The organism is Kitasatospora sp. NPDC097691 (genome assembly GCF_040302665.1).
In the GTDB taxonomy this organism is placed as follows: domain Bacteria; phylum Actinomycetota; class Actinomycetes; order Streptomycetales; family Streptomycetaceae; genus Kitasatospora.
On record NZ_JBEORY010000005.1, the window covers coordinates 116,706 to 142,259 of the forward strand.

The following is a 25,554-nucleotide window of genomic DNA, read 5'->3' on the forward strand; positions in this document are numbered from 1 at the left end:
CGACGAGCGGCTTAGAAGTCGAGCCCGGCCTCGCGGGCCGCGTCCGCCAGGGCGGCGATGCGGCCGGCGTACCGGTTGCCCGCGCGGTCGAAGACGACCGACTCGATGCCGGCGGCCTTGGCGCGCTCGGCGACCAGGCTCCCGACCTTCTTGGCCAGCTCGGTCTTGTCGCCCTCGGCGCCCTTGATGGACACGTCGAGGGTGGACGCCGACGCCAGGGTGTGACCCTTGGCGTCGTCGATGACCTGGGCGACCATGTGACGGTTCGAGCGCGTCACGACGAGGCGCGGACGCACCTCGGTGCCGACGACGCGCTTGCGAACGCGGATCGCGCGGCGCTTGCGAGCGGCGCTCTTGTAGGCGTTGCCCTTGCCGATCTTGACAGAGACACTCATCGCTTACTTACCACTCTTTCCGACCTTGCGGCGGATGACCTCGCCCGCGTACTTGACACCCTTGGCCTTGTACGGGTCCGGCTTGCGCAGCTTGCGGATCTTCGCGGCGACCTCGCCGACCTTCTGCTTGTCGATGCCGTCCACGTGGAACTTGGTGGCCGACTCGACGACGAAGGAGATGCCCTCGGGGGCCTCGACGATGATCGGGTGGCTGTAGCCCAGCTGGAACTCCATGTCGGAGCCCTTCGCCAGAACTCGGTAGCCGACACCGCTGATCTCCAGCGACTTGCGGTAGCCCGCGGTCACGCCGGTGATCATGTTCGCCACCAGCGTGCGGGTCAGGCCGTGCAGGGCCTTCGACATACGCTCGTCGTTGGGGCGGGTGACAGCCAGAGTGCCGTCCTCGCCCTTGCCGATCTCGATCGGCGCGGCGACGACGTGGGTGAGGGAACCCTTCGGGCCCTTCACCGAGACCGTCTGGCCATCGATGGTGACGTCCACGCCAGCGGGGACCTGGATGGGCAGCCGTCCAATGCGCGACATTGCTGTACCTCCGTTTCCCGAATTACCAGACGTAGGCGAGAACTTCTCCGCCTACGCCCTTCTTGGCGGCCTGCTTGTCGGTCAGGAGGCCGGAGGACGTGGAGATGATCGCCACGCCCAGGCCGCCGAGAACCTTCGGCAGGTTGGTGGACTTTGCGTAAACGCGCAGACCCGGCTTGCTGATGCGCTTGATGCCGGCGATGGAGCGCTCACGGTTGGGGCCGAACTTGAGCTCGATGGTCAGCTTCTTGCCGACCTCGCCCTCGACGGGCTCCTCAACCTTGTAGGAGGAGATGTACCCCTCCTGCTGCAGGATCTCGGCGACGTGCGCCTTGATCTTGCTGGCCGGCATCGCCACGGTGTCGTGGTACGCCGAGTTCGCGTTACGCAGACGCGTGAGCATGTCTGCGATGGGGTCGGTCATGGTCATGATGGCCTCAGGCCTCTCTCGCCGCGGTTTCTCCGCGCCAGGTCCCCCTGCCGCACTCTTGCGAGTTCGTCAGGGGCACAAGCGCAGGGGACCTGCGACGTCGTAAGACTGGGTGCGAGCCCTCCAGATGAGGACCACGGGCATCCATGGGGAAGCCGCGGCAGGGGGCCCGACCCCACTACCTTACGGGAATCCGTACGGCAGGCCCAAAACGGGCGGGTGTGGGATCGGGCACCTCTGCTTCGCTGTGTGCCTAAAGCGCCTGGACTACCAGGAGCTCTTGGTCACGCCCGGCAGCTCGCCACGGTGCGCCATCTCACGGAGGCAGACACGGCACAGGCCGAACTTGCGGTACACCGAGTGCGGACGGCCGCAGCGCTGGCACCGGGTGTAGGCCCGGACGCCGAACTTCGGCTTGCGCTCGGACTTCGCGATGAGGGACTTCTTCGCCATTGGCTCACGCCTCCTTGAACGGGAAGCCCAGAGCGCGCAGGAGCGCCCGGCCCTCGTCGTCGGTCTGAGCGGTGGTCACGACGGTGATGTCCATACCGCGCTGACGGTCGACCTTGTCCTGGTCGATCTCGTGGAACATAACCTGCTCGGTCAGACCGAAGGTGTAGTTGCCACGGCCGTCGAACTGCTTCGGGGAGAGGCCGCGGAAGTCGCGGATTCGCGGCAGGGCCAGCGAAACCAGACGGTCCAGGAACTCCCACATGCGGTCACCACGGAGGGTGACGTGCGTGCCGATCGGCTGGCCCTCGCGCAGCTTGAACTGCGCGATGGACTTGCGGGCCTTGGTGACGGCCGGCTTCTGACCGGTGATCGCGGTCAGGTCCTTGATGGCACCCTCGATCAGCTTGCTGTCACGGGCGGCCTCGCCGACACCCATGTTGACGACGACCTTGACCAGGCCGGGCGTCAGCATGACGTTCTCGTACGAGAACTGCTCCTGCAGCTGACCCTTGATCTCGGAGTTGTAACGCTCCTTGAGACGGGGGGTCACCTTCTCAACAGTCGTCTCAGACATCAGATGTCCTCACCGGTTCGCTTGGCAACGCGGATCTTGTTGCCCTCGTCATCGAAGCGGTAGCCAACGCGGGTGACGACCTTCTTGCCGTCCTTCTCCACGACCAGCTGGACGTTGGAGACGTGCACCGGGGCCTCGACGGTGACAATGCCACCCTGAGTGCCCGGGCCCGGCTTGGTGTGCTTCTTGACCCGGTTCACACCCTCGACCAGGACCTTGTTCTCGGCGGGCATGGCCTGGATGACCTTGCCCTGCTTGCCGCGGTCCTTGCCGGTGATGACCTGAACCAGGTCACCCTTCTTGATCTTCATGCTGTTCGCCATGAGTTAGAGCACCTCCGGCGCAAGCGAGATGATCTTCATGAACTTCTTGTCACGCAGCTCGCGGCCCACCGGGCCGAAGATGCGGGTACCACGGGGGTCACCCTCGGTGTTCTTGAGGACGACGGCGGCGTTCTCGTCGAACCGGATGTACGAACCGTCGGGACGACGGCGCGACTTCACGGTACGGACGACGACGCACTTGACGACGTCACCCTTCTTCACCGAACCGCCGGGGATCGCGTCCTTGACGGTGGCGACGATGACGTCCCCGATACCGGCGTAGCGGCGACCGGAACCACCGAGAACGCGGATGCAAAGGATTTCCTTCGCGCCCGTGTTGTCGGCGACACGCAGTCGCGACTCCTGCTGGATCACAGCTTTCTCCTGATCGTCAACGAGAGCTGACGGGCCGGCCGCTGCTCACACCAGCGCCCGCAAGGGGCCTGGTGCACATACGGCCGTACCGCATCAACTTCGTTACTTGGCCTTCTCGAGGATCTCGACGACGCGCCAGCGCTTCGTCGCGGACAGCGGGCGGGTCTCCGCGAGGAGGACCCGGTCGCCGATGCCGCAGGCGTTCGCCTCGTCGTGCGCCTTCAGCTTGTTCGTACGGCGGATGACCTTGCCGTACAGCGCGTGCTTGACGCGGTCCTCGACGGCGACGACGACGGTCTTGTCCATCTTGTCGCTGACGACGAGACCCTCACGGGTCTTGCGGAAACCGCGCGTCTCGTTGGTGTTCTCAGTCATCAGGCGCTCTCCACCGTCTCGATGCCCAGCTCGCGCTCGCGCATCAGGGTGTAGATCCGCGCGATGTCCTTACGGACGAGCTTGAGCCGTCCGTGGTTGTCGAGCTGCCCGGTCGCCGCCTGGAAGCGGAGGTTGAACAGCTCCTCCTTGGCCTCACGGAGCTTGGCAACGAGACCCTCGTTGTCCAGCTCGCGGAGGTCAGCAGCCTTGGTGCCGGCCGACATCAGCTCTCACCTGCCTCGCGCCGGATGATCCGGCACTTCATCGGGAGCTTGTGAGCTGCGCGGGTCAGCGCCTCACGAGCCACCTTCTCGTTGGGGTACGACAGCTCGAACATGACCCGACCCGGGTGCACGTTCGCGATCCACCACTCGGGCGAACCCTTACCGGAACCCATGCGGGTCTCGGCCGGCTTCTTGGTGAGCGGACGGTCCGGGTAGATGTTGATCCAGACCTTGCCGCCACGCTTGATGTGACGGGTGACGGCGATACGAGCGGACTCGATCTGCCGGTTCGTCACGTAGGCCGGGGTGACGGCCTGGATGCCGTACTCGCCGAACGCGAGCTCGGTGCCACCCTTGGCAGCGCCGCGACGCTTGGGGTGGTGCTGCTTGCGGTGCTTGACCCGACGGGGGATCAGCATGGGAGTCAGGCCTCCGTTCCGGTGTTCTCGGCAGCCGGAGCCTCGGCGACCGGGGCCGCGGGGGCCTCGGAAGCGGCGGGGCGACGGCCACGGCCACCGCGCTCGCCACCGCGGCGCTCGCCACCGCGGGCGGGACGACCACCCTCGGGACGGGCCGGGCGGTTGCCCGAGCGGGCAGCGGCGTTCTCAGCGCGGACCTCGGCGATGTTCTTGACGTCGCCCTTGTAGATCCAGACCTTCACGCCGATGCGGCCGAAGGTGGTCTTGGCCTCGAAGAAGCCGTAGTCGACGTTCGCACGGAGGGTGTGCAGCGGCACGCGACCCTCGCGGTAGAACTCCGAACGGCTCATCTCGGCGCCGCCGAGACGACCGGAGCACTGGACCTTGATGCCCTTGGCGCCGGACTTCATGGTGCCCTGCATCGACTTGCGCATGGCACGACGGAAGGAGACGCGGGAGGACAGCTGCTCCGCGACGCCCTGAGCCACGAGCTGGGCGTCCAGCTCGGGGTTCTTGACCTCGAGGATGTTCAGCTGGACCTGCTTGCCGGTCAGCTTCTCCAGGTCGCCGCGGATGCGGTCGGCCTCCGTGCCACGGCGACCGATGACGATGCCGGGGCGGGCGGTGTGGATGTCGACGCGGACGCGGTCGCGGGTGCGCTCGATCTCGACCTTGGAGATGCCGGCGCGCTCCATGCCCTTCGTCATCATGCGACGAATGGCAACGTCTTCCTTGACGTAGTCCTTGTACAGCTTGTCGGCGTACCAGCGGGACTTGAAGTCCGTGCTGATGCCGAGGCGGAACCCGTGCGGGTTAACCTTCTGGCCCATTACCGGGTCCCTTCCTTGCTGCTGACGACCACGGTGATGTGGCTGGTCCGCTTGCGGATCCGGTAGGCGCGGCCCTGGGCACGCGGACGGAACCGCTTCAGGGTCGGACCCTCGTCAACGTACGCCTCGCTGATGACGAGGTCGTCCACGTTGGAGTGGTTGTAGTTGTGCGCGGCGTTGGCAATGGCGCTGTCGAGCACCTTGCCGACCGGCACGGTGGCGGCCTGCGGAGCGAAACGCAGGACGGCCTGGGCCTCCGTGGCCGGCAGGCCACGGATGAGGTCCACCACGCGGCGGGCCTTCATGGGCGTGACGCGGATGTACCGCGCCTGGGCCCTGGCTTCCATGGTTGTCCCCTTAATGGAGTAAGTCATTGAGTCGTTCTGGCGGTGAAGCTCAGGCGACTAGCGACGCTTCGACTTGCGGTCGTCCTTGACGTGGCCGCGGAAGGTGCGGGTCGGAGCGAACTCGCCCAGCTTGTGGCCGACCATCGACTCGGTGACGAACACCGGGACGTGCTTGCGACCATCGTGAACCGCGATCGTGTGGCCGAGCATGGCCGGGAAGATCACGGAGCGGCGGGACCAGGTCTTGATGACGTTCTGGGTACCCGCTTCGTTCTGCGCGTCCACCTTCTTGAGAAGGTGGCCGTCGATGAAGGGGCCCTTCTTGAGACTGCGCGGCATCTGACCTGCTCCTAGCGCTTCTTGTTGGTCTTGCGGCGGCGCACGATGAGAGCGTCCGACGCCTTCTTCGGGCGACGGGTGCGACCCTCCTTCTGGCCCCACGGCGAGACCGGGTGGCGACCACCGGAGGTCTTACCCTCACCACCACCGTGCGGGTGGTCGATCGGGTTCATGGCGACACCACGCACGGTCGGGCGAACGCCCTTCCAGCGCATACGGCCGGCCTTGCCCCAGTTGATGTTCGACTGCTCGGCGTTGCCGACCTCGCCGACGGTCGCGCGGCAGCGCGCGTCCACCAGGCGGATCTCACCGGAGGGCATGCGCAGGTGCGCCATCTTGCCCTCACGCGCCAGCAGCTGGATGCCGGAGCCGGCGGAGCGGGCCAGCTTGGCACCGCCACCGGGACGCAGCTCCACCGCGTGGATGGTGGTACCGACCGGGATGTTGCGCAGCGGCAGGTTGTTGCCCGGCTTGATGTCGGCGCCAGCGCCGTTCTCGATCCGGTCGCCCTGCGTGATGCCACGCGGCGCGATGATGTAGCGCTTCTCGCCGTCCGCGTAGTGCAGGAGCGCGATGCGCGCGGTGCGGTTCGGGTCGTACTCGATGTGCGCGACCTTGGCCGGCACGCCGTCCTTGTCGTGACGACGGAAGTCGATCACGCGGTAGGCGCGCTTGTGACCGCCACCCTGGTGGCGAACGGTGATCCGACCGGCGTTGTTACGGCCGCCCTTGCTGTGCAGGGGGCGAACCAGCGACTTCTCCGGCGTGGACCGCGTGATCTCTACGAAGTCGGCCACGCTGGAGCCACGACGGCCCGGCGTAGTCGGCTTGTACTTGCGGATGCCCATTTGGCTCTCTCGTCCTCGTCCTTATCGACGATCACGATCTCCGTTAGGAGACCGGACCACCGAAGATGTCGATGCGGTTGCCCTCGGCCAGCGTCACGATGGCGCGCTTGGTGTCCTTGCGCTTGCCAAAGCCCGTCTTGGAGCGCTTGCGCTTGCCCTGACGGTTGATCGTGTTGACAGCCTCGACCTTGACCGAGAAGACCGCCTCGACGGCCTGCTTGATCTGGGTCTTGTTGGCGCCCGGCGACACGATGAACGTGTACTTGTTCTCGTCGAGAAGGCTGTAGCTCTTCTCGGAGATGACCGGCTTCACCAGGACGTCACGGGGGTCCGTGAACGTCTTGCTCGTAACGTCGCTCATCAGGCGGCGCTCCCTTCGAGCTCGCCCTCAGCGGCAACGGCCTTGGCGGACGCGGCGGGACCCGCCACGAAACGCTCGAAGGCGGCCTGGGTGAAGACCACATCGTCGGAGACGAGCACGTCGTAGGTGTTCAGCTGACCGGCGTCCAGGATGTGCACGTGCGGCAGGTTGCGGGCGCTCTTCAGACCCAACTCGTCGGCACGCTCGACGACGAGGAGGACGTTCTTGCGCTCGGTGATCTTGCCGAACAGGCCCTTGGCGGCCTTGGTCGACGGCACCTCGGCCGCGACCACGTCGGTGACGACGTGGATGCGGTTGTGGCGGGCCCGGTCGGTGAGCGCGCTGCGCAGGGCGGCGGCGATCATCTTCTTCGGGGTCCGCTGCGAGTAGTCGCGCGGCACGGGACCGTGCACGACGCCACCGCCGGCGAACTGCGGCGCACGGGTCGAGCCCTGACGGGCGCGGCCGGTGCCCTTCTGGCGGTACGGCTTCTTGCCGCCACCGCGGACCTCGCCACGAGTCTTGGTCTTGTGGGTGCCCTGACGGGCCGCAGCAAGCTGCGCCACGACGACCTGGTGCATCAGCGGAACGCTGACCTTCGCGTCGAAGATCTCGGCCGGCAGCTCCAGGCTGCCGGTCTTGTCGCCCGAGGGCGACAGGATGTCAATGGTGCTCATATCCTTCACAGCCCCTTCGCCGCGGTGCGGACGAGGACGAGGCCGCCGTTCGGGCCCGGGATCGCACCCTTGATCAGGAGCAGCCCCTTCTCCGCGTCAACCGCGTGCACGGTCAGGTTCTGGGTGGTCACACGCTCGTGACCCATCCGGCCGGCCATCTTCAGGCCCTTGAACACGCGGCCCGGGGTGGCGCAGCCACCGATGGAACCGGGCGAACGGTGCTTGCGCTGCACGCCGTGACCGGCGCCGAGACCACGGAAGTTGTGGCGCTTCATGACACCGGCGAAGCCCTTGCCCTTGGAGGTGCCGGTCACGTCGACCTTGACACCCGCCTCGAACAGCTCAGCGGTGATCTCCTGGCCGAGGGTGTACTCGGACGCGTCCGAGGTACGGAGCTCGACCAGGTGGCGGCGCGGGGTGACACCGGCCTTGGCGAAGTGGCCCGCGAGGGGCTTGTTCACCTTGCGGGGGTCGATCTCGCCGAAGCCGATCTGGACGGCGTCGTAGCCGGCCGGGCTGTCGGCGGTGTGGACCTGGGTCACGACATTGGGCCCAGCCTTGACGACGGTCACCGGGACGACCCGGTTGTTCTCGTCCCAGACCTGGGTCATGCCGAGCTTCTCGCCCAGGATGCCCTTAATCTGCTTAGCCATCTTCGGTGCGCCTCTCAGAGCTTGATCTCGATGTCGACGCCCGCCGGCAGGTCGAGACGCATCAGCGAGTCAACCGTCTTCGGCGTGGGGTCGAGGATGTCGATCAGACGCTTGTGAGTACGCATCTCGAAGTGCTCGCGCGAGTCCTTGTACTTGTGCGGCGAGCGGATGACGCAGTACACGTTCTTCTCAGTGGGCAGCGGCACCGGGCCCGCGACCTGCGCACCAGTACGGATCACCGTCTCGACGATCTTCTTCGCCGAGGAGTCGATGACCTCGTGGTCGTAGGCCTTGAGCCGGATGCGGATCTTCTGTCCCGCCATGGCTACTCAGTAGTCCTTTGTCCTTAGTCACTGCACGACCACCTCCGACCCCCGCGCTCGGGCGTGTCGCCTTCGCGCTTGCAAAAAACCAACGAATTACTTCGTCGGTTTCGAACTTTCGGGGTGGGGGCGCCGGGCCGAGGCCCCGCTCACGCTTCCCGGAAGATTCCCGTACTTTCGCCCCGCAGCTGCCGTGGCGTAGAACTCACGCTTGACGGCCATCACGGGAACGACGAGTAGATGGGACTCGCTTCCGGTCCTCCCGGCGGGAGGCGCGCAGCATCGGCACTCAACCGAGCAACTTGGACATACTGCCACATGGAGCAGCCCGGATGCCAATCGGGGCCGGTGAGGCGTACCTCACCGGCCCCGACGGGGTGATCCCGCAGGTCAGTTCTTGGGCGGGCGCCCGCAGGTGGCGTCCACGTCCTTCGAGGTCGTGTTGGCGCACCAGAGGTGGCCCTGGTCCGGACCGAAGGTGTACTCGGCCAGGTCCATGTTGACCGGGTTGCAGGCCTGCTGGCCCTTGTACGGCGAGTACTTGGGGCACTCCCCGTTGTCGAGCTGCTGCAGGTGGGCGCGCAGCGCGTCCAGGCCCATGTCCTCGACGCCCGGGTTGGTGGACGGCATGAAGCGGTTCGCCGACCAGGAGCCGCCCATGGTCGCGAACAGGGCGAGCGCGCAGACCAGGCCGGCCGCCAGCTGCGCCATCACCCGCGGCGAGATCCGCGCGGCCCGGCTCGGGGCCACCTCGCGCAGCGTCTCGCGGACCCAGCCGAAGCCGCGCTCGTAGGTCAGCATCACGCCCATGACCGCCAGGATCATCAGGCAGTAGAGGATGATCCAGGTCGTCCGCGGGTACAGCTGGACGGCCTGGTTGTGCTCCATGTGGGAGGCGAACCAGAAGCGCAGCAGCCAGGCGCCGGCGAGGACAAAGCCCGCCGTGCGGACCACCATGTTGCGCAGGCCCAGGCCGACACCGATGCCCACGGCGACCAGCAGCAGGATGCCGAAGCCGGTCTGCCCGGCGATGTCACCGGTGCCCGGCCAGTTGTGGTAGGTCAGGTCGCCACTGCGGTCCGAGGCCCAGCCCATGACGTACGCCGGGTCGATGTAGGTGTTGATGTAGGCGTACCGGTCCGTCGTGGAGGCACCGAGGCGGACCAGCTGGTAGAGCAGCGGGGCGCCGATCACGCCGGCGGTGACCAGCATGGTCGCCAGGAAGACCAGCGTGCGCTTGAGGGCCGTCCGGCCGCGGCGCCACGGGAAGAGCATCAGGACGAGGATGAACGAACCCGGCGCCGCCCACAGGTACCAGCCCGAGTACCAGAGGAACATCACGCCGAACGCGGCACCGAAGCCGAGGCCGCGCAGCACCGCCGAGCGGGTCGAGAGCTCGTCGGCCCGGCGGATCTCCCGGAAGCAGGCCGCCAGCAGCGGCAGCAGCACCAGCATGGAGCCGTGGCTGTACGGGCGGATCGGGTCGAGGAAGACGATCGACGTCGGCACCGCGACCGCCATCGCCCAGAACGGGCGCAGCAGCAGCCGCCAGGAGAGGTAGGCCATCGGCCCGACCAGCGCGCTGAGGATCAGCTGCAGGTCCTTGAGCGCGTGGCCCACGCCGGCGATGCCGTTGTGGAAGAGCTTGGCCCAGACGGCGAGCAGGGCGGGGAACAGCGGGGGGTACACCCCGGGCAGGCCCTGTCCGCGCATCATGTCGTTGGCCATGCCCATGAGGTTGCCGGGGTCGCCCTCCTGGCCGCCGAGGCCCCAGGGGGTGCCGTGCAGGGCGACCACGATGCCGCCGGCCACGACGCCGGTGCCCAGGCCCGCGACGGCGGCGCACGCCAGCCGCTGGGCGACCCGGTAGTAGCGCAGCGTCCCGCGGTAGGCGAGCAGCAGCAGCACCGCGAGGACGGGGATGCCGAGGAGCGCCGCGTACTGCTGGATCTTGGCGAGGCCGCTGACCTGGCCGATCCGGGTGATCGGGTTGACGCTGATGTGCGTGCACAGCAGCATGAAGCCGACCGCGACGCCGACGCTGACCACGCCTTCCGCCAACGGGAGGAACCAGCGCTTCTCGGTCCACCGTGAGAAGCGGTCGCCCCGAGGGCCGCTCGACGATCCGTCGGAGGACGCCGTGGTCGCCTCGTCGTCGGGCACGTCGGCACGGCCGCCGACGACGTCCGGGGCCAAATCCGTCATGTCTCTTCGCTTCCGTGAAGCGGCACACTGCCGCGGGTCGGACCCACTCGCCGGATGCGGGCGAGCTCTGCGGGCGGCGGCCGGGCGCCCGATCGGCACAGATCGGCCGAAGACTCCTGAAGTGCTGTGGGCGTCCGGCGGATCGATCAACGCCCTCGGCGGTGCCGGGCCCGGGCCGGGACTCATGGTAATCGCACCCCCAAGAGCGTGTCATGGCGTGCCTCCGGGCCGTCAGGGGCCCCTTCCGCCCCGGGGGGGAGCGGGGCCCCGGCGGATAGGGTGAGCTGCGCTCAGTCCTCGTCCGCCCCTGACCACCGGCCCGGAGTCCCCCGCCCATGTCGCACACCGCACGCAAGAGATCGGTTCTGACGACCAGCCCGCCCCTGGCCGAGGCCCTCGGACGGAAGAACGGTTTCGGTCTCCTCCGGCTCGTCCTCGCCCTCGCCGTGATCTTCGCCCACGCGATGCCGCTCGGGCTCGGCAAGCCCGACCTCGGGCTGCTGGAGAGCCGCGGTCAGACCAACGTCGGCGCGATCGCGGTGAGCGGCTTCTTCGTGCTCTCCGGGCTGCTGATCACGCGCAGCGGCATGCGGCTGAGCCCGGCGCGCTTCCTGTGGAACCGGGCGATCCGCATCCTCCCCGGGCTCTGGGCCTGCCTGCTGCTGACGGCCTTCGTGGTCGCCCCGGTGGTCGCCCACCACCAGGGCCGGCTGGCCGGCTTCTGGTCGCACCCGGAGGGGCCGCTGGCGTACCTGGAGGCCAACTGGTCGATCGGGGTGAACCAGTGGGGGATCTCCGGACTGCTCGACCACGTGCCGCACCCCACCGCCTTCAACGGCTCGGTGTGGTCGCTGGCGTACGAGGTGCTCTGCTACCTGCTGGTGGTCTCGCTGGCCGCGGTCGGCGTGCTGCGGCGGGCGCGCTGGGCCGTGGCCCTGATGGTCCTCGGGCTGTACGGCTACATGGTCCACCTGGCGTCCGGCTTCCACCTGCTGCGGGCCCCCGAGTATGCGCCGACCGGTCTCACCGGCTGGCAGCTGCCGTTCCTCGGCCCGATCAGCCTGGACATGTTCATCCCCCTGACCTTCATGTTCGGCCTCGGCGCGCTCGCGGAGCTGTACAAGAACCGCCTGCCGATCAACGACCCGGCCGGTGTGCTGGCCGCCGTGGTCTTCCTCGGCAGCGCGCGGTTCGGCGGCTTCACCCTGCTCGGCCTGCCCGCCTTCGCCTACCTGCTGGTCTGGCTCGCCTGCCGGATGCCCGGCCCGCTGACCAAGGTCGGCACCAGGGTCGACCTCTCGTACGGGGTCTACATCTACGCGTTCCCGATCCAGCAGTGCCTGGCGCTCTGGGGCGTCGGCAAGCACGGCTACTGGGTCTACACCGCGGCCTCGGTGGCGCTCTCGGTCACCGCGGCGTTCTGCTCCTGGCACGCCGTGGAGAAGCCCGCGCTGAAGCTGAAGGACCTGGGCCTGCGCAAGCCGCCGCGGCAGGAGCAGCCGCCGGCCGCGCCGCCGGCCCGGCCCCTCTCCCGGGTCTCGACCTGACCCGACCCCGGAACGGACCGGGCCCGGTACGCGCAGTGCGTACCGGGCCCGGTCCGTTCGGTCCTCCGGGGACCGCCCGGAGCTAGCCGGAGATCTTCTCGTCGAAGCGCTCCTGGTTGAGCCGCGCGCCCTCGGTGATGGCGACGGTGCGGGCCATGTCGGTGAGCTTCTTCTCCAGGGAGCGGAAGCGCAGGTAGGTGTTGAGCGCCAGGAAGGCCAGCGCCAGGACCATCAGGTACAGCACCAGGTCGGTACCGCGGCCGACGCCGAACCGGTTCGCCACCCAGGTGACGTCGTTCGGACGCAGCACCGCGTAGATGTTCGCGAGCACGAACAGCACGAAGGCGATGCGCTTCCAGGCCCTGGTGTTGGTCCGGTCCCAGCGCCGGATGAAGATGAGCGCCGCGGTGCCGGCACCCAGCACCAGCACCAGTTGGATCCAGAAGTACTTCATCGCCGGCCACGCTCCCGGAGCGAGATGTCGAAGAGGATGTTGACGCCGTTGATCAGGGACTGGCCCTTGGCGCGTGAGTAGTCGGTGTAGAGGATGTCCACGGGGACCTCCACGACGCGCAGCGAGGACTTCGCCAGCAGGCCGACGATCTCCGAGGCGTGAGCCATCCCGTTCATGGTGATGCGCAGCTGGGAGGCCGCCTCGCGGTTGATCACGCGCAGCCCGTTGTGCGAGTCGGTGAGCTTCAGCTTGCGGGCGGTCGGGCTGACCGCGGCCGCCGTGCGGAGCACCACGCGCTTGATCATCGGGACCTGCTCGGACTGCTCGATGAACCGCGAGCCCAGGACCACGTCGGCGGTCCCGCCGCGCAGCACGGCGACCATCTTCTCGACGTCGGCCGTCTGGTGCTGGCCGTCGGCGTCGAAGGTGGCGAAGTACTGGGCGCCCGACTGCTGCAACGCGTAGGAGAGCCCGGTCTGCAGGGCGGCGCCCTGACCGAGGTTGACCGGGTGCCGCACCAGGTGGGCACCGGTGGTCATGATGTGCTCGGCCGAGCCGTCGGTGCTCCCGTCGTCGACCACGACGATGTTCGGGAACGTCTTGCGGGCGTTCTCCACCACATCGGCGATCACCTGGCCTTCGTTGTAGGCGGGGATCACCAGCCAGACGTCGTCGTATTGGGGCATGGTCGCTTCCTGGGCGCTGGGACGGGATTGCTGGAGGGATCTCACGGGGTCAGGCCCGACGCCCGGCCACATGGCTCAGCATCGCCCCGACGCCCCGCAGGCCCGCCTTGCGGCCGGCCGCGGGGATCATGCTGAGCGCGTGCAGCCGGGAGGAGACGAACCGGCGGGAGATGGTGGCCGCCCGGTGCCAGCCGTGGCCGTCGAGCCGGTCCGCGGTCTCCCGGAAGAAGCGGCGGGCCTCCTCGAAGCGCTTGCCCGTGAAGGCGGTGACCGAGGACTCGCTGACCGCGTGCCGGCGGTAGCTGAAGCACACCTCGGGCACGACCGCCAGGGAGACGTCGGCGAGGAGCAGGTCGACGATGATCGCGAGGTCCTGGATGACGCCCAGGTCCGCCCGGAAGCTCGTCGCCTGCATGTCCTTGGTGCGCCAGCACACGGACGGGAAGTACAGCCAGTCGCCCCGCATCAGGCTCATCGCGAGCGGCTCGCCGGACATCAGCAGCGGGCCCGGGTCCTTCGGCGCGTACAGCCGGCGCTTGACCGTGTCGGCGAGGCTGCCGACCGGGTTCCCGTCGGCGCCGATGACCAGCACGCCGGGCTGGACCATGCCCGCCTCCGGGAAGCGCTCCAGCGCGTCCCGGACGACCTTCAGGTAGTTCGGGTGCAGCAGGTCGTCGCAGCCCATGAGCACGAGGTAGTCGTACTCGGCGAGCTGGACGCAGCGGTTGAAGTTGCCGCTGACGCCGAGGTTGGTCTCGTTGCGCAGGTACCGGACCCGCGGGTCCGCGAGGGACTCGAACCAGCCGGGGACGTCCGGCTCCTTGCCGTCGTCGACGACCGTGAGGCGCCAGTCGTCGCCGTCCTGGGCCAGCACGCTGCGGACCGCGTCCTGCATCAGCCGGACGTCGCCGTAGTACGGCATCAGGATCTCGAAACGGGACATCGGGTACCTAGACCTTGCCAATGAGCTCGGGCCGGCGGGCGGCGGCGCGGGTGGCGGGCTCGATGGCCTTCACGTTCGCCGGCATGCGGCGGATGAGGGCCAGCAGCAGCACCAGGCCGGCCCGGGCGAGGTAGATCGTCGCCTTGATCGGGGAGGCGGAGGGCGTGCCGGTGGTCCGCTCGCGCATCGCGACCGGGACCTGGCGGATGACGAAGCCGCAGCGGGCGGCGCCGACCATGCTCTCGATGGTGTCGCCCAGGTACTCGACCGGGTACCAGTGCGAGAAGAACTCGATCATCGGCTTGTTGCAGGCCTTGAAGCCCGAGGTGGTGTCGGTGAGCCGGGTCTTGGCGACCCGCGACAGCACCACCGAGAGCAGCTTCATCGCCCAGGAGCGCGGGCCGCGCACCTTGTAGGAGCCCTCGCCGGCGAAGCGGGCGCCGATGACCAGGTCGGCCTCGTCGCGGAGCTTCTCCAGCAGCGCGGGCACGTAGGCCGGGTCGTGCTGGCCGTCGGCGTCGCACTGGATCGCGACGTCGTAGTCGTGCAGGTGCGCGTAGCGGTAGCCGAAGCGCATGGCGCCGCCGACACCGAGGTTGTACGGCAGCTGCGCGACCCGGGAGCCGCAGGCGGCGGCGACGGCGGCGGTGCTGTCCGTCGAGCCGTCGTCGACGACCAGGGTGTCCACGCCGGGGAGCTTCTGCTGGATCTCGCGGAGGATCTTCGGCAGGCCCTCGGCCTCGTTCCAGGCAGGGAGGATGATCAGTACCCGCTTGCCGTCGATCATGCCTTCACCTCGGGGTCGATCACGTCGCTGCCCGAGCGGGCAATCGGGAAGTCGTGGTGCTCGGCGAGGTGGGCGCGCATCATCGCGACGTCCTCGGCCAGCGTGCGGGTCTCGGCCTCCAGCCGGCTGGTCTCCCAGCTGAGGTGCACGCAGACCAGCAGGACCAGCACGAAGCCGGCGAACAGCACGAGGCTGACCCCGGAGGCGACCCCGAGCCGGCGCGCGGTCGAGTCCAGCAGCCGGGGGAAGAAGCCCAGCGGGGCGATCACCACGCCGATGGCGAGCCAGAGGGCCGCGTACTTCTCCCGGAGCTGCTGGCGGCGCAGCAGCTCCAGGATCCACACGAGCACCAGCACGCCGGTGATCGAAGTCAGCACACTCAGCTGCACGATGGGTCTCGCCTTTCACGCGTCGGTGAGGCATGGGGGTGAATGGGGCACATGCTAGGGGCTCCGGTACCGCGGGACGGCCGCGGGGGGAGCGGTGGCGACATCGTGATCAGCTCGCGGAGACCGCGTCGGGCGAGACCGTGACCTGCGCGGTGTCCGTACCGGCGCCGCGCACGCTACCGTCGCCGCGCAGCGCCAGCAACATGACCGCGAGCACCACCAGCGGACCGACGGTGTACGCGGCCTCCACCCGGGTGGCCGGGGCCCCCGGCAGGCAGGTGACCAGCAGCAGCGTCGCGGTACCGAGCGCCCAGCCGAGCAGCTGCCGGCGGTGGTGGCCGCGGGCGATGACGGCCTGGCCGACGACCGTGGCGAGCAGGTAGGCGAGCGTGCCCACCGAGAGCCAGAGGAAGTCCACCGGGCCGAGAGCATGCCGGTCCGCGTTGAACGCGACGTGAATCACCCATGGCCCCAGGACCACGGCGGGCACTCCGCCGAGGACGCCGAGGGCCGCCACCATGCCACAGGTCTTGGTGAGGAGCTTACGGAAGCCGACCCGGTCGCCCGTCGCCACGGCCGTCGACAGCCCCGACATCAGCGAGGCCTGCAGCGCGCCGAACACGAACAGCGGCACCCGGCTGAGCACCATCGCGCCGGTGAACGCGCCGACCAGCACGGCCTGCGAGGGCGCCAGCACCTGGATGCTGAGCACCGCGGCGTTGGCGACGAACTGCGCCAGCAGGAACGAGACGGTCAGCATGCCGAGGCCGCTGCACAGCTCCCGCCAGCCGATGGTCGGCCCCGGCAGCGCGATCCGCAGCGTCCGCGGCAGGCTCACCAGCATGGCCAGCACCGGGGAGACGGCCAGGATCAGGCTGTACGCGAGCGCCGAGTGCACGCCCGCGACCAGCAGGCCGACCGAGAAGACGATCCGCAGGACGCCGTCCAGCCCGAGCTGGAGGCCGTAGGCGCCGAAGTGCCCGAGGCCGGCCAGCACCCCGCGGGTCAGGTAACAGGCGGCCGGTCCGACGAAGGCGGCGGCCAGCGCCACGACCAGGCTGCGGTCGCCGTGGAAGAACACGTCCGCGAGCTGCCGGGAGAACACCCCGAGCCCGGCGAGCACCGCCAGCAGCAGCCCGCCGGTCAGCACGGCCGCCTTGCGCAGCACCGGCGCGGCGCCCTCGTCCCGGGCGGCCCGGGCGGCGATCACCCGGGTCAGTTCCTGCTCGACCGGGAAGAACAGTCCGAGCGCGAAGGACATCGCCATCGTCCACAGGACGGAGACCTCGGCGAGCGACTCGCGGTCGAGCGCGTGCCCGGCCACCGCGAGGTGCGCGTACGAGGCCACCCCGAGGGTGACCGTCCCGACGCCGACGGCCAGCAGCCCCGGCGGCAGCGCGCGCGTCAACCGGCCGAGCACGCCGCTCACCGCTCCGCCGCGGTGCGCAGCGCCCGGAAGGCCGGGCGCTCCAGGGCATCGGCCAGCATGGCCCGCCACTCGGGCAGCGGCGTCAGCCCGGCGGCCGCCCAGCGGTCGTGGCCGAGCACGCTGAAGGCGGGGCGGACGGCCGGGCGGACGAACGCCTCCGAGGTGGTCGGGCGGATCCGCTCCGGGTCGAGCCCGCTCAGCGCGTAGGTCTCGCGGGCCAGCCCGAACCAGGTGGTCCGGCCGCTCGCGGTGCCGTGGTAGACCCCGGCCGGGGCCCATCCGCCGAGCGCGGCCCGGCCGAGCTCGACCAGGCGGCCGGCGAGCGCGTAGGACCAGGTGGGCTGGCCGTGCTGGTCGTCGACCACGTCCAGGGTGTCCCGCTGGGCGGCCAGCTTGAGCATGGTGGCCACGAAGTTCGGGCCGTGCTCGCCGTACAGCCAGGCGGTGCGCACGACGTAGCCGTGCTCGGGGAGCAGTTCCGCGACGGCCCGCTCCCCCACCAGCTTGCTGCGGCCGTACGCGTTGACCGGCGCGGTCGGGGCGTCCTCCGGGCAGGGCTCGGTGGCGTCGCCCGGCAGGACGTAGTCGGTGGAGACGTGCAGCAGCCGGGCGCCGGTCTTGGCGCAGGCCGCGGCGAGGTGGCGCACGCCGGTGCCGTTGACGGCGGTGGCGGCCTCCTCCTCGGTCTCCGCACCGTCGACGTCCGTCCACGCGGCGCAGTTGACCACGATGTCGTGGCCGTCGACGGCGGCCTGCACGGCCGCGGCGTCGGTGATGTCGAGGTCCGCCCGGCGCAGCGCGGTGATCTCGGCGGTCGGGTCGGCGGCCAGCACCGACAGCAGGTCCTGCCCGAGCATCCCGGCCGCGCCGGTGACCAGCCAGCGGACCCGGCCGGTGGCGTTCGCGGTCACTTCGCCAGGGCCGCCTTCTGCTTCAGCGGCTCCCACCAGGCGCGGTTCTCGCGGTACCAGGCGATGGTCGCGGCGAGGCCGTCCTCGAAGCGGACCTGCGGCTCGTAGCCGAGCTCCTCGCGGATCTTGCTGATGTCGATCGAGTAGCGCAGGTCGTGGCCCTTGCGGTCCTCGACGTACTCGACGCTGTCCCAGTCGGCGCCGGCGGCCTCCAGCAGCAGGCCGGTCAGCTCCTTGTTGGTGGCCTCGGTGCCGCCGCCGATGTTGTAGACCTCGCCCGCGCGGCCGCCGCGCATGACCAGCTCGATGCCCCGGCAGTGGTCCGAGACGTGCAGCCAGTCGCGGACGTTGCCACCGTTGCCGTACAGCGGCACCTTCTTGCCGTCGATCAGGTTGGTGGTGAAGAGCGGGATGACCTTCTCGGGGAACTGGTAGTGCCCGTAGTTGTTGGAGCAGCGGGTCACCACGACGTCCATGCCGTGGGTGCGGTGGTACGCCAGCGCCAGCAGGTCGGAGGAGGCCTTGGAGGCCGAGTACGGGGAGTTCGGCACCAGCGGCCAGGTCTCGGTCCAGGAGCCCTCGCTGATCGAGCCGTACACCTCGTCGGTGGAGATGTGCACGAAGCGGCCGACGCCGTGCTTGCGGGCGGCGTCCAGCAGGACCTGGGTGCCCACGACGTTGGTCAGCACGAACGGGCCCGCGCCGGCGATCGAGCGGTCCACGTGCGACTCGGCGGCGAAGTGCACCACCACGTCGTGGCCCGGCATGACCTGGTCGACGGCGTCCGCGTCACAGATGTCGCCCTGGACGAAGGTGTAGCCCTGGTGGTCGGCCACCGGGGCCAGGTTCTCCAGGACGCCCGAGTAGGTGAGCTTGTCAAAGACGGTGATCCGGGCGCTCTCGTCTGCTCCGAGGAGCTGACGGACGAACTCCGAACCGATGAATCCGGCGCCGCCGGTCACGAGGATGCGCATAATGCGCGTAGTCTACCGTCGCCGATCGGCCCCCTCGAACGGCCCAGGACAGGGCCCGTCCGCCTCTCACTTAAGCTGCTCGCATGCGTGGAATCCTCCTGGCCGGCGGGACCGGCTCGCGCCTGTGGCCACTCACCCGGGCCGTCTCGAAGCAGCTCCTCCCGGTCTTCGACAAGCCGATGATCTACTACCCGCTGTCCACCCTGGTGATGGCGGGCATCAGCGAGATCCTGATCATCACCACTCCGGCCGACCGCGAGCAGTTCGAACGCCTGCTGGGCGACGGCTCGCAGCTCGGCCTCAAGCTGGAGTACGCCGTCCAGGAGAAGCCCGAGGGCATCGCCCAGGCCTTCGTGCTCGGTGCCGACTTCATCGGCGACGAGTCGGTCGCCCTCATCCTCGGCGACAACATCTTCCACGGCAGCGGCCTCGGCACCCGGCTGGCCGAGCACACCGACGCCCCCGGCGGCCGGGTCTTCGCCTACCCGGTGGCCGACCCGACCGCGTACGGCGTGGTCGAGTTCGACGACCACGGCCAGGCGATCTCCATCGAGGAGAAGCCCGAGAAGCCCAAGTCCCGCTACGCCGTCCCCGGCCTCTACTTCTACGACAACCAGGTCGTGGAGATCGCCCGCGGCCTGAAGCCCAGCGCGCGCGGCGAGCTGGAGATCACCGCGGTCAACGACGCCTACCTGCGCAAGGGTGAGCTGAACGTCACGATCCTGGATCGCGGCACCGCCTGGCTGGACACCGGCACCTTCGTCTCGATGGTGCAGGCCTCGGAGTTCGTCCGGGTCATCGAGGAGCGCCAGGGCTTCAAGATCGGCTGCATCGAGGAGGCCGTCTGGCGGGCCGGCCTGATCAGCTCCGAGCAGCTGCGCGAGCTCGCCGAGCCGCTGCTGAAGAGCGGCTACGGACAGTACCTGCTGGCCCTGCTGGACGAGGAGAACGCCCGGTGAAGTTCCGTGAACTGAGCATCGAGGGTCTGATCGAGATCACCCCGCAGCTGCACGGCGACCCGCGCGGCATGTTCACCGAGTGGTACCGCTTCGACCGGCTGGCCGAGGTCGTCGGCCACCCGCTGCGACTGGCCCAGGCCAACCTGTCGGTCTCCTCGCGCGGCGTGGTGCGCGGCATCCACTTCGCCGACGTGCCGCCCGGCCAGGCCAAGTACGTGACCTGCGTGCGCGGCGCCGTGCTCGACGTCATCGTGGACCTGCGGGTCGGTTCGCCGACCTTCGGCCGCTGGGAGGGCGTGCGGCTCGACGACGTGGAGCGCCGCGCGGTCTACATCCCGGAGGGCCTCGGCCACGGCTTCTGCGCGCTCAGCGACGACGCCACGCTGTCGTACCTCTGCTCCGAGACGTACAACCCGACCGGCGAGCACTCGGTCCACCCGCTCGACCCCGACCTGGGCATCGAGTGGCCGGCCGACCAGCCGCTGCTGTCGGCCCGGGACGAGGCCGCGCCGTCGCTGGCGGAGGCGATCTCCTCCGGCCTGCTGCCGACGTACGAGACCTGCAAGGCGTTCACCGAGAGCCTGCGCACCCAGCAGGGCTGAGGCCCCGTGAGGACGCACGAAGGCCCGGCCGGATCCCTCCGGCCGGGCCTTCGTCCTTCCGGTCACTTGTCCCGGAACACCCAGTACTTGTAGCCGAAGTAGTTCACCACCGAGAGGATGACCAGCGCGAGCGCGCGGGCCAGCAGGTAGAAGAGGCCGAGCTTCACGAAGCCGCCGACCAGCAGCACGGTGCCGACCCAGTTGCCGCTCGCCATCACCAGGTAGCGGGCGGTCTGCTTGCCGACCGGCGAGGAGCTCTCGAAGGCCCAGATCCGGTTCAGCACGAAGTTCGTCGTGAAACCGGCCAGCACCGCGGCGAAGGTGGACACCGCCAGCGGCAGGCCGAGCACCCCGTGCAGGACGTACAGCAGGCCCATGTCGACCGTGGTGCTGGTGACGCCGGCGGCCAGGAACCGCACCGCGCTATGGCCCAGAAGTCCGGCGATCCGGCCCTTCACGGTGGATCCGGACACTTCCGAGGGCGATTCCAGTTGAGTCACGGGGGAATCGTAAGTGCAACGCCGGGCGGGCACACAGCCGCCCGGTCAGGGCGAAATCGGCCACCCGTTATCTTGGTCGCGTGTCCTCATACTCCCCCGCCGTGACCTCCCCTCCCTCGCCGGCCGCGAGCAGGGCCGGCGACAGTTCCAGCCGTCCGGGCCGCCTGCTGTTCCGGCGGACCTGGTGGACCGCGTTCATCGGGTTCTTCCTCGTCTGCGCGGGCTGGGCGCTCGCCTCGCCGTACGACGCGAGCCCGGACGAGCGGGAGCACATCGTCCGCGCGGTCGGGGTGGCCCGGGGAGAGTTCGCACCCAAGCCCGAGGCGGCCGGCGGCGGCACCGGTGCCTTCCAGCACGTGCCGGCCTCGATCGTCCGGGACAACTGCTGGTGGTTCGACCCCACCAAGTCGGTGGCCTGCGCCAAGGCGCCCGGGGGCGCGGACCAGCAGATCGAGCGGGTGGGCACCCGGGCCGGCCGGTACAACCCGGTCTACTACGCGCTCGTCGGCTGGCCGATGGCCCTCTGGCCGAACTGGCTGGGCCTCACCCTGGCCCGGCTGATCAGCGCCGCCCTGGTCTCGGCGCTGCTCGCCTCCGCCGCGCACAGCCTGGTCGCCTGGACGAGGCACCGGATCGCGGCGGCCGGGCTGCTGGTCGCGGTCACCCCGATCACCGCGCACCTGGCGGGCTCGATCAACCCCAACGGCATCGAGATCGCGGCCGGCGTGGCCCTGGTCGCGGCCCTCATCCCGACCATGCTGGACCCGGAGCAGCCGCTGCGGCGAGCGGCCATGGTGCAGATCGGGATCGCCGGCTCGGTGCTCATGACGGTCCGCGCGCTCGGCCCGCTCTGGTGCGCGGCGGTCCTCGGGATCATGCTGATCCCGGCCAAGCGGGAGCGGCTGAAGGAGCTGCTGCGCTTCCGGCCGGCCTGGTGGGCCGCCGGGACGCTGTTCGCGGCCGGCGCCGCGGGGGCGCTGTGGACCGTGGCCATGAAGGCCTCGGAGATGATGCCCGTCCAGGTGCCGCCCGGCATCACGGTGCCGAAGGCGATCCGGCACGAGGTCATCGTGCGCTGGCCCGACTACTTCACCGAGGTGATCGGCGTCCCGTCCTGGCTCGACACGCACCTGCCCGGCACCGCCTACTACCTCTGGTACCTGGCCATCGGCTGCCTGGTGCTGCCCGCGCTCGCCTTCGGCGTGTGGAGCGACCGCTGGCGGGTGCTCGCCTTCTTCCTCGCCCCGTTCGCGGTGATCACGCTCTCGGACGCGATCGCGGCGCACAAGGTCGGCTTCGCCGGCCAGGGCCGGTACATGCTGCCCGTCGCCGTCGGGGTCCCGCTGGTCGCGGCCTTCGTCCTGGGGCGCCGGGGCGTGCTCGACGGAGCCCGGTCGGCCTCGCTGGTCCGGATGATCGCACTCCTGGTGCTGCCGCTGCAGCTGGCCTTCCTCGGCTACACCATGATCCGCTGGCAGGCGGGCCTCGGCACCTCGGTGGACTACACCCCGCTCAACCCGCTGGCCGGCACCTGGCACCCGCCGGCGGGCTCGGCGACCGCGCTGCTGACCGCCGTGGCCGGCTGCGTGGTGCTCGGGATCTGGGCGTGGACCAGCACCGGCGGCCGGGCGGCCCAGGAGGAGCGGCCCGCCACGGTCAGCGCTTCCTGAAGACCCACAGTTTGAGGAGGACGAACCGGGCCACGGTGGCGAGACCGTTCGCCACCACGAGCCCGGTCACCTCCACCACCCGGGACGCGTGCGACACCGCCACGTCGAGCAGCGCGAGGACACCGCTGCTGAGACCGAGCCCGATCAGGAACGCGACCGCTCCCTGGAGCTGGTGGCGCACCGCGCCGTCCGAGCCGGTGATGCCGAAGGTGAAGCGGCGGTTGGCCGCGGTGTTGGCCACCGCGCTGACGGCCAGCGCGACCAGGTTGGCCACCTGGGACGAGGCGACCAGTCGCAGGGCGACGAACAGCGCCAGGTAGAAGAGGGTGCTCAGCACCCCGATGACCAGGAAGGACGGCAGCTGCCGCCGGACCGTCCGCGGCCCGTCGGACCCGTCGCGGTGGTCGTGCCCGTCGTGCTCGCCCCGGTCGGCGGAGAGGATCTCGTTCACTCGCCCGTACCGTACCGGTCCGGCTCCTCGGCCGAGTCGTAGCCGACGAAGTAGGCGGGCCGCGCCTGGACGGCGGAGTAGATCCGGCCGACGTACTCGCCGAGCAGTCCGACGCAGACCAGCTGGACGGCGCCGATGAACAGCATCCCTATGAAGAGCGAGGACCAGCCGGGCACGGTGGAGCCGACCGCGTACGCGACCGTGGTGTAGAGCGCCAGCGCGATGCAGACCAGGAAGCTGAACAGCCCGAGCCAGGTGGCGAGCCGCAGCGGGGCCGCGGAGAAGTTGGTGACGCTGTCCAGCGCCAGCCGGACCATCTTGGACAGCGGGTAGTGGGTGCTGCCCGCGACCCGCTCCTCCCGCACGTAGACCACCTCGCCGCTGGGGAAGCCCAGCCACGGCACCAGCAGCCGGTAGACCGGCTGGTGCTCGGGCATCGCCTTCAGCGCGTTCACCGCGGCCCGGCTGAGCAGCCGGAAGTCGCCGGCCTGGTTGGGCATCCGCTTGCCGACCAGCTTGCGCATCAGCCAGTAGTACGCCCCGGCGGTGCGCCGCTTGAAGAAGGTGTCGGTGCCGCGGTCGCCGCGGACGCCGTAGACGATGTCGAGGCTCTGCTCGCGGGCGAGCTCCAGCATCTCGGGGATCTTCTCCGGCGGGTCCTGCAGGTCGGCGTCGATGGAGACGACGTAGTCGCCGAAGGCGCGGTGGAGGCCGGCGGTGAGGGCGGCCTGGTGCCCGGAGTTGCGGGCGAAGCGGACGATGCGGAACTCCGGCCAGTCCTGGTGGATCTTCTGCATCAGCACCGGCGTCGCATCGGTGCTGCCGTCGTCGACGCCGACCACCTCGTAGGCCACGTCGAGCCCGTCGAGGATCGGCCGCAGCCGCTCGACGGTCAGCGGGAGCGCCTCCTGCTCGTTGTAGATCGGCATCACGACCGACAACAGCGGTGCCGTTGACATGCGTTGGATCCCACTTTCCGCGACGGCGGGGCTGGTTGGTGGCCCGACCATAACAGTCTGCGATGAGCGGCCGGTGAAAGGAGGCGCGCTCCGGTGAGCGCCCCGTGAGACGCCGAAGGGCCCCGCGCACCGTGCGGTGCGCGGGGCCCTTCGGACTCAGCCTGTACGGGGCAGGCAGGTCAGATCGTCAATTACTTGATGATCTTGGTGACCTGGCCGGCGCCGACGGTGCGGCCACCCTCACGGATGGCGAACTTCAGGCCCTCCTCCATGGCGATCGGCTGGATCAGCGCGACCGTCATGGCGGTGTTGTCGCCCGGCATGACCATCTCGGTGCCCTCGGGGAGGGTCACGACGCCGGTCACGTCCGTGGTACGGAAGTAGAACTGCGGGCGGTAGTTGTTGAAGAACGGGGTGTGGCGGCCACCCTCGTCCTTCGACAGGATGTAGGACTGGGCCTCGAAGTCGGTGTGCGGCGTGACCGAACCCGGCTTGATGATGACCTGGCCGCGCTCGACGTCCTCGCGCTTGATGCCACGGAGGAGCAGACCGACGTTCTCACCGGCCTGGCCCTCGTCGAGCAGCTTGCGGAACATCTCGATACCGGTGACCGTGGTGGTGGTCTTGGTCTCCTTGATGCCGATGATGTCGACAGTCTCGTTGACCTTGAGGATACCGCGCTCGATACGACCGGTGACGACGGTGCCACGACCGGTGATCGTGAAGACGTCCTCGATCGGCATCAGGAACGGCTGGTCCACGGCGCGGGCCGGGGTCGGGATGCTCTCGTCGACCGCGTGCATGAGGCCGAGGAGCTTCTCGCCCCACTCCTTGTCGCCCTCCAGCGCCTTCAGCGCGGAGACGCGGACGACCGGCAGGTCGTCGCCCGGGAACTCGTACTCGGAGAGGAGCTCGCGGACCTCGAGCTCGACGAGCTCCAGGATCTCCTCGTCGTCCACCATGTCGGCCTTGTTCAGGGCGACGACGATGTAGGGGACGCCGACCTGGCGGGCCAGGAGGACGTGCTCCTTGGTCTGCGGCATCGGGCCGTCGGTGGCGGCGACGACGAGGATCGCACCGTCCATCTGGGCCGCACCGGTGATCATGTTCTTGATGTAGTCCGCGTGACCCGGGCAGTCGACGTGGGCGTAGTGACGCGCCTCGGTCTGGTACTCGACGTGCGCGATCGAGATGGTGATACCGCGCTGCCGCTCCTCCGGCGCCTTGTCGATCTGGTCGAACGGCGTGAAGGGGTTGATCTCCGGGTACGCGTCGTGCAGCACCTTGGTGATGGCCGCGGTAAGGGTCGTCTTACCGTGGTCGATGTGACCGATGGTGCCGATGTTGACGTGGGGCTTCGTCCGCTCGAACTTCGCCTTCGCCACTGCAGTCCTCCTGAGGACAGATCCTGTACGCCGTGCTGACGTCAGTTGGTCTTGTATCGGGCTTGGTCCGTGATGCCGGAAGCACCTCGTACCGTCCCGCGGGTGGGGGCCGGAGGCCCCGGGAGGATCCGTCCGGATCCTCCCGGGTCGCCTCCTCATAGCCTAAGGGGTCGAAATCATCCCGAATGTCGGACTGATTCCGAGGCCGACAGAG

The 25,554-nt window shown here is 69.3% G+C and carries 35 protein-coding genes; 4 read left to right on the forward strand and 31 right to left on the reverse strand.

Annotated elements, in window-relative coordinates:
• Positions 1 to 11: 11 nt before the first annotated feature.
• The 19 genes from rplR to ABTY56_RS05580 all read right to left on the reverse strand — a co-directional run bounded on the left by rplR (position 12) and on the right by ABTY56_RS05580 (position 10,694).
• Positions 12 to 395, reverse strand: a complete 384-nt coding sequence (rplR, locus tag ABTY56_RS05490; protein WP_030280785.1) for a 50S ribosomal protein L18 — start codon at positions 393 to 395, stop codon at positions 12 to 14.
• 3 nt (positions 396 to 398) lie between these two features.
• On the reverse strand, positions 399 to 938 hold the full coding sequence (rplF, locus tag ABTY56_RS05495) for a 50S ribosomal protein L6 (RefSeq protein ID WP_350626805.1): 540 nt from the start codon (positions 936 to 938) through the stop codon (positions 399 to 401).
• 22 nt (positions 939 to 960) lie between these two features.
• On the reverse strand, positions 961 to 1,368 hold the full coding sequence (rpsH, locus tag ABTY56_RS05500) for a 30S ribosomal protein S8 (protein WP_033824224.1): 408 nt from the start codon (positions 1,366 to 1,368) through the stop codon (positions 961 to 963).
• Positions 1,369 to 1,635: 267 nt separating this feature from the next.
• Entirely contained in the window at positions 1,636 to 1,821 is a 186-nt protein-coding gene (locus ABTY56_RS05505) for a type Z 30S ribosomal protein S14 (RefSeq protein WP_030055830.1), read from the reverse strand.
• 4 nt (positions 1,822 to 1,825) lie between these two features.
• Positions 1,826 to 2,395, reverse strand: coding sequence for a 50S ribosomal protein L5 (gene rplE / locus ABTY56_RS05510; RefSeq protein WP_350626808.1), 570 nt, complete (start codon positions 2,393 to 2,395; stop codon positions 1,826 to 1,828).
• Positions 2,395 to 2,706 carry a 50S ribosomal protein L24 gene (rplX, locus tag ABTY56_RS05515; RefSeq protein WP_030055828.1) on the reverse strand — a complete coding sequence of 104 codons (312 nt, stop codon included), beginning with the start codon at positions 2,704 to 2,706 and terminating at the stop codon, positions 2,395 to 2,397. The genes rplE and rplX overlap by 1 nt, the downstream gene beginning before the upstream one ends.
• Before the next feature lie 15 nt (positions 2,707 to 2,721).
• A complete protein-coding gene (rplN, locus tag ABTY56_RS05520) occupies positions 2,722 to 3,093 on the reverse strand; it encodes a 50S ribosomal protein L14 (protein ID WP_030055827.1) in 372 nt (123 codons plus the stop codon).
• Positions 3,094 to 3,195: 102 nt separating this feature from the next.
• Entirely contained in the window at positions 3,196 to 3,468 is a 273-nt protein-coding gene (gene rpsQ / locus ABTY56_RS05525; protein WP_030055826.1) for a 30S ribosomal protein S17, read from the reverse strand.
• Entirely contained in the window at positions 3,468 to 3,692 is a 225-nt protein-coding gene (gene rpmC, locus ABTY56_RS05530; protein WP_049649042.1) for a 50S ribosomal protein L29, read from the reverse strand. The genes rpsQ and rpmC overlap by 1 nt, the downstream gene beginning before the upstream one ends.
• Positions 3,692 to 4,111, reverse strand: a complete 420-nt coding sequence (gene rplP, locus ABTY56_RS05535; protein ID WP_030055824.1) for a 50S ribosomal protein L16 — start codon at positions 4,109 to 4,111, stop codon at positions 3,692 to 3,694. The genes rpmC and rplP overlap by 1 nt, the downstream gene beginning before the upstream one ends.
• Before the next feature lie 5 nt (positions 4,112 to 4,116).
• Complete coding sequence (gene rpsC / locus ABTY56_RS05540) at positions 4,117 to 4,941, reverse strand: 30S ribosomal protein S3 (protein WP_030393298.1); 825 nt, start codon at positions 4,939 to 4,941, stop codon at positions 4,117 to 4,119.
• Positions 4,941 to 5,288 (reverse strand): 50S ribosomal protein L22, encoded by a 348-nt coding sequence (gene rplV / locus ABTY56_RS05545; RefSeq protein WP_030055822.1) that lies wholly within the window; start codon positions 5,286 to 5,288, stop codon positions 4,941 to 4,943. Before rplV ends, rpsC begins: the two co-directional genes overlap by 1 nt.
• A 57-nt stretch (positions 5,289 to 5,345) precedes the next feature.
• On the reverse strand, positions 5,346 to 5,627 hold the full coding sequence (rpsS, locus tag ABTY56_RS05550) for a 30S ribosomal protein S19 (RefSeq protein ID WP_030055821.1): 282 nt from the start codon (positions 5,625 to 5,627) through the stop codon (positions 5,346 to 5,348).
• 11 nt (positions 5,628 to 5,638) lie between these two features.
• Positions 5,639 to 6,475, reverse strand: coding sequence for a 50S ribosomal protein L2 (gene rplB, locus ABTY56_RS05555; protein ID WP_030393297.1), 837 nt, complete (start codon positions 6,473 to 6,475; stop codon positions 5,639 to 5,641).
• 43 nt (positions 6,476 to 6,518) lie between these two features.
• Positions 6,519 to 6,836 carry a 50S ribosomal protein L23 gene (gene rplW / locus ABTY56_RS05560; protein ID WP_030280768.1) on the reverse strand — a complete coding sequence of 106 codons (318 nt, stop codon included), beginning with the start codon at positions 6,834 to 6,836 and terminating at the stop codon, positions 6,519 to 6,521.
• Positions 6,836 to 7,513: a 50S ribosomal protein L4 gene (gene rplD / locus ABTY56_RS05565; protein WP_350626811.1), complete on the reverse strand. Its 678-nt coding sequence runs from the start codon at positions 7,511 to 7,513 to the stop codon at positions 6,836 to 6,838. The genes rplW and rplD overlap by 1 nt, the downstream gene beginning before the upstream one ends.
• A 5-nt stretch (positions 7,514 to 7,518) precedes the next feature.
• Entirely contained in the window at positions 7,519 to 8,166 is a 648-nt protein-coding gene (gene rplC, locus ABTY56_RS05570) for a 50S ribosomal protein L3 (RefSeq protein ID WP_189916064.1), read from the reverse strand.
• A 14-nt stretch (positions 8,167 to 8,180) separates the two neighbouring features.
• A complete protein-coding gene (gene rpsJ / locus ABTY56_RS05575; protein ID WP_012785157.1) occupies positions 8,181 to 8,489 on the reverse strand; it encodes a 30S ribosomal protein S10 in 309 nt (102 codons plus the stop codon).
• Positions 8,490 to 8,879: 390 nt separating this feature from the next.
• Positions 8,880 to 10,694: a hypothetical protein gene (locus ABTY56_RS05580; RefSeq protein WP_350626814.1), complete on the reverse strand. Its 1,815-nt coding sequence runs from the start codon at positions 10,692 to 10,694 to the stop codon at positions 8,880 to 8,882.
• A 335-nt stretch (positions 10,695 to 11,029) separates the two neighbouring features.
• On the opposite strand from ABTY56_RS05580, the gene ABTY56_RS05585 reads away from it, so the two are divergent.
• Positions 11,030 to 12,241: an acyltransferase family protein gene (locus ABTY56_RS05585; protein WP_350626816.1), complete on the forward strand. Its 1,212-nt coding sequence runs from the start codon at positions 11,030 to 11,032 to the stop codon at positions 12,239 to 12,241.
• An 82-nt stretch (positions 12,242 to 12,323) separates the two neighbouring features.
• Here the strand turns inward: ABTY56_RS05585 and ABTY56_RS05590 are convergent, their stop codons facing one another.
• The 8 genes from ABTY56_RS05590 to rfbB form a co-directional block, all read right to left on the reverse strand.
• Positions 12,324 to 12,695: a DUF2304 domain-containing protein gene (locus ABTY56_RS05590; protein WP_350626818.1), complete on the reverse strand. Its 372-nt coding sequence runs from the start codon at positions 12,693 to 12,695 to the stop codon at positions 12,324 to 12,326.
• Positions 12,692 to 13,381 carry a glycosyltransferase family 2 protein gene (locus ABTY56_RS05595; protein WP_350626820.1) on the reverse strand — a complete coding sequence of 230 codons (690 nt, stop codon included), beginning with the start codon at positions 13,379 to 13,381 and terminating at the stop codon, positions 12,692 to 12,694. Before ABTY56_RS05595 ends, ABTY56_RS05590 begins: the two co-directional genes overlap by 4 nt.
• Positions 13,382 to 13,430: 49 nt before the next feature.
• Positions 13,431 to 14,324: a glycosyltransferase family 2 protein gene (locus tag ABTY56_RS05600; RefSeq protein WP_350626822.1), complete on the reverse strand. Its 894-nt coding sequence runs from the start codon at positions 14,322 to 14,324 to the stop codon at positions 13,431 to 13,433.
• A 7-nt stretch (positions 14,325 to 14,331) separates the two neighbouring features.
• Positions 14,332 to 15,111: a glycosyltransferase family 2 protein gene (locus ABTY56_RS05605; protein WP_350519906.1), complete on the reverse strand. Its 780-nt coding sequence runs from the start codon at positions 15,109 to 15,111 to the stop codon at positions 14,332 to 14,334.
• Complete coding sequence (locus ABTY56_RS05610; protein WP_350626824.1) at positions 15,108 to 15,488, reverse strand: DUF2304 family protein; 381 nt, start codon at positions 15,486 to 15,488, stop codon at positions 15,108 to 15,110. The genes ABTY56_RS05605 and ABTY56_RS05610 overlap by 4 nt, the downstream gene beginning before the upstream one ends.
• Positions 15,489 to 15,609: 121 nt before the next feature.
• Positions 15,610 to 16,929, reverse strand: coding sequence for a lipopolysaccharide biosynthesis protein (locus ABTY56_RS05615; protein WP_350626826.1), 1,320 nt, complete (start codon positions 16,927 to 16,929; stop codon positions 15,610 to 15,612).
• A complete protein-coding gene (gene rfbD, locus ABTY56_RS05620) occupies positions 16,926 to 17,840 on the reverse strand; it encodes a dTDP-4-dehydrorhamnose reductase (RefSeq protein ID WP_350626828.1) in 915 nt (304 codons plus the stop codon). Before rfbD ends, ABTY56_RS05615 begins: the two co-directional genes overlap by 4 nt.
• The gene (rfbB, locus tag ABTY56_RS05625) at positions 17,837 to 18,814 is read right to left on the reverse strand and encodes a dTDP-glucose 4,6-dehydratase (RefSeq protein WP_350626830.1); all 978 of its coding nucleotides are present in this window, start codon (positions 18,812 to 18,814) and stop codon (positions 17,837 to 17,839) included. The genes rfbD and rfbB overlap by 4 nt, the downstream gene beginning before the upstream one ends.
• A gap of 83 nt (positions 18,815 to 18,897) precedes the next feature.
• Between rfbB and rfbA the strand changes: the two genes are divergently transcribed.
• Together rfbA and rfbC are read left to right on the forward strand one after the other, a co-directional pair.
• On the forward strand, positions 18,898 to 19,773 hold the full coding sequence (rfbA, locus tag ABTY56_RS05630; protein ID WP_350626832.1) for a glucose-1-phosphate thymidylyltransferase RfbA: 876 nt from the start codon (positions 18,898 to 18,900) through the stop codon (positions 19,771 to 19,773).
• Entirely contained in the window at positions 19,770 to 20,375 is a 606-nt protein-coding gene (rfbC, locus tag ABTY56_RS05635) for a dTDP-4-dehydrorhamnose 3,5-epimerase (RefSeq protein WP_350626834.1), read from the forward strand. Before rfbA ends, rfbC begins: the two co-directional genes overlap by 4 nt.
• Positions 20,376 to 20,437: 62 nt before the next feature.
• Here rfbC and ABTY56_RS05640 read toward each other — a convergent pair whose 3' ends face one another.
• Positions 20,438 to 20,875: a GtrA family protein gene (locus tag ABTY56_RS05640; protein WP_350626836.1), complete on the reverse strand. Its 438-nt coding sequence runs from the start codon at positions 20,873 to 20,875 to the stop codon at positions 20,438 to 20,440.
• 101 nt (positions 20,876 to 20,976) lie between these two features.
• Between ABTY56_RS05640 and ABTY56_RS05645 the strand changes: the two genes are divergently transcribed.
• Positions 20,977 to 22,545, forward strand: coding sequence for a DUF2142 domain-containing protein (locus ABTY56_RS05645; protein WP_350626838.1), 1,569 nt, complete (start codon positions 20,977 to 20,979; stop codon positions 22,543 to 22,545).
• Here ABTY56_RS05645 and ABTY56_RS05650 read toward each other — a convergent pair.
• From ABTY56_RS05650 to tuf, 3 genes are all read right to left on the reverse strand, one after another.
• On the reverse strand, positions 22,532 to 22,996 hold the full coding sequence (locus ABTY56_RS05650; protein WP_350626840.1) for a GtrA family protein: 465 nt from the start codon (positions 22,994 to 22,996) through the stop codon (positions 22,532 to 22,534). The genes ABTY56_RS05645 and ABTY56_RS05650 overlap by 14 nt on opposite strands.
• Positions 22,993 to 23,955 (reverse strand): glycosyltransferase family 2 protein, encoded by a 963-nt coding sequence (locus ABTY56_RS05655; protein ID WP_350626842.1) that lies wholly within the window; start codon positions 23,953 to 23,955, stop codon positions 22,993 to 22,995. The genes ABTY56_RS05650 and ABTY56_RS05655 overlap by 4 nt, the downstream gene beginning before the upstream one ends.
• 191 nt (positions 23,956 to 24,146) lie before the next feature.
• Positions 24,147 to 25,340, reverse strand: coding sequence for an elongation factor Tu (gene tuf, locus ABTY56_RS05660; protein WP_031063092.1), 1,194 nt, complete (start codon positions 25,338 to 25,340; stop codon positions 24,147 to 24,149).
• Between the last annotated feature and the right edge of the window lie 214 nt (positions 25,341 to 25,554).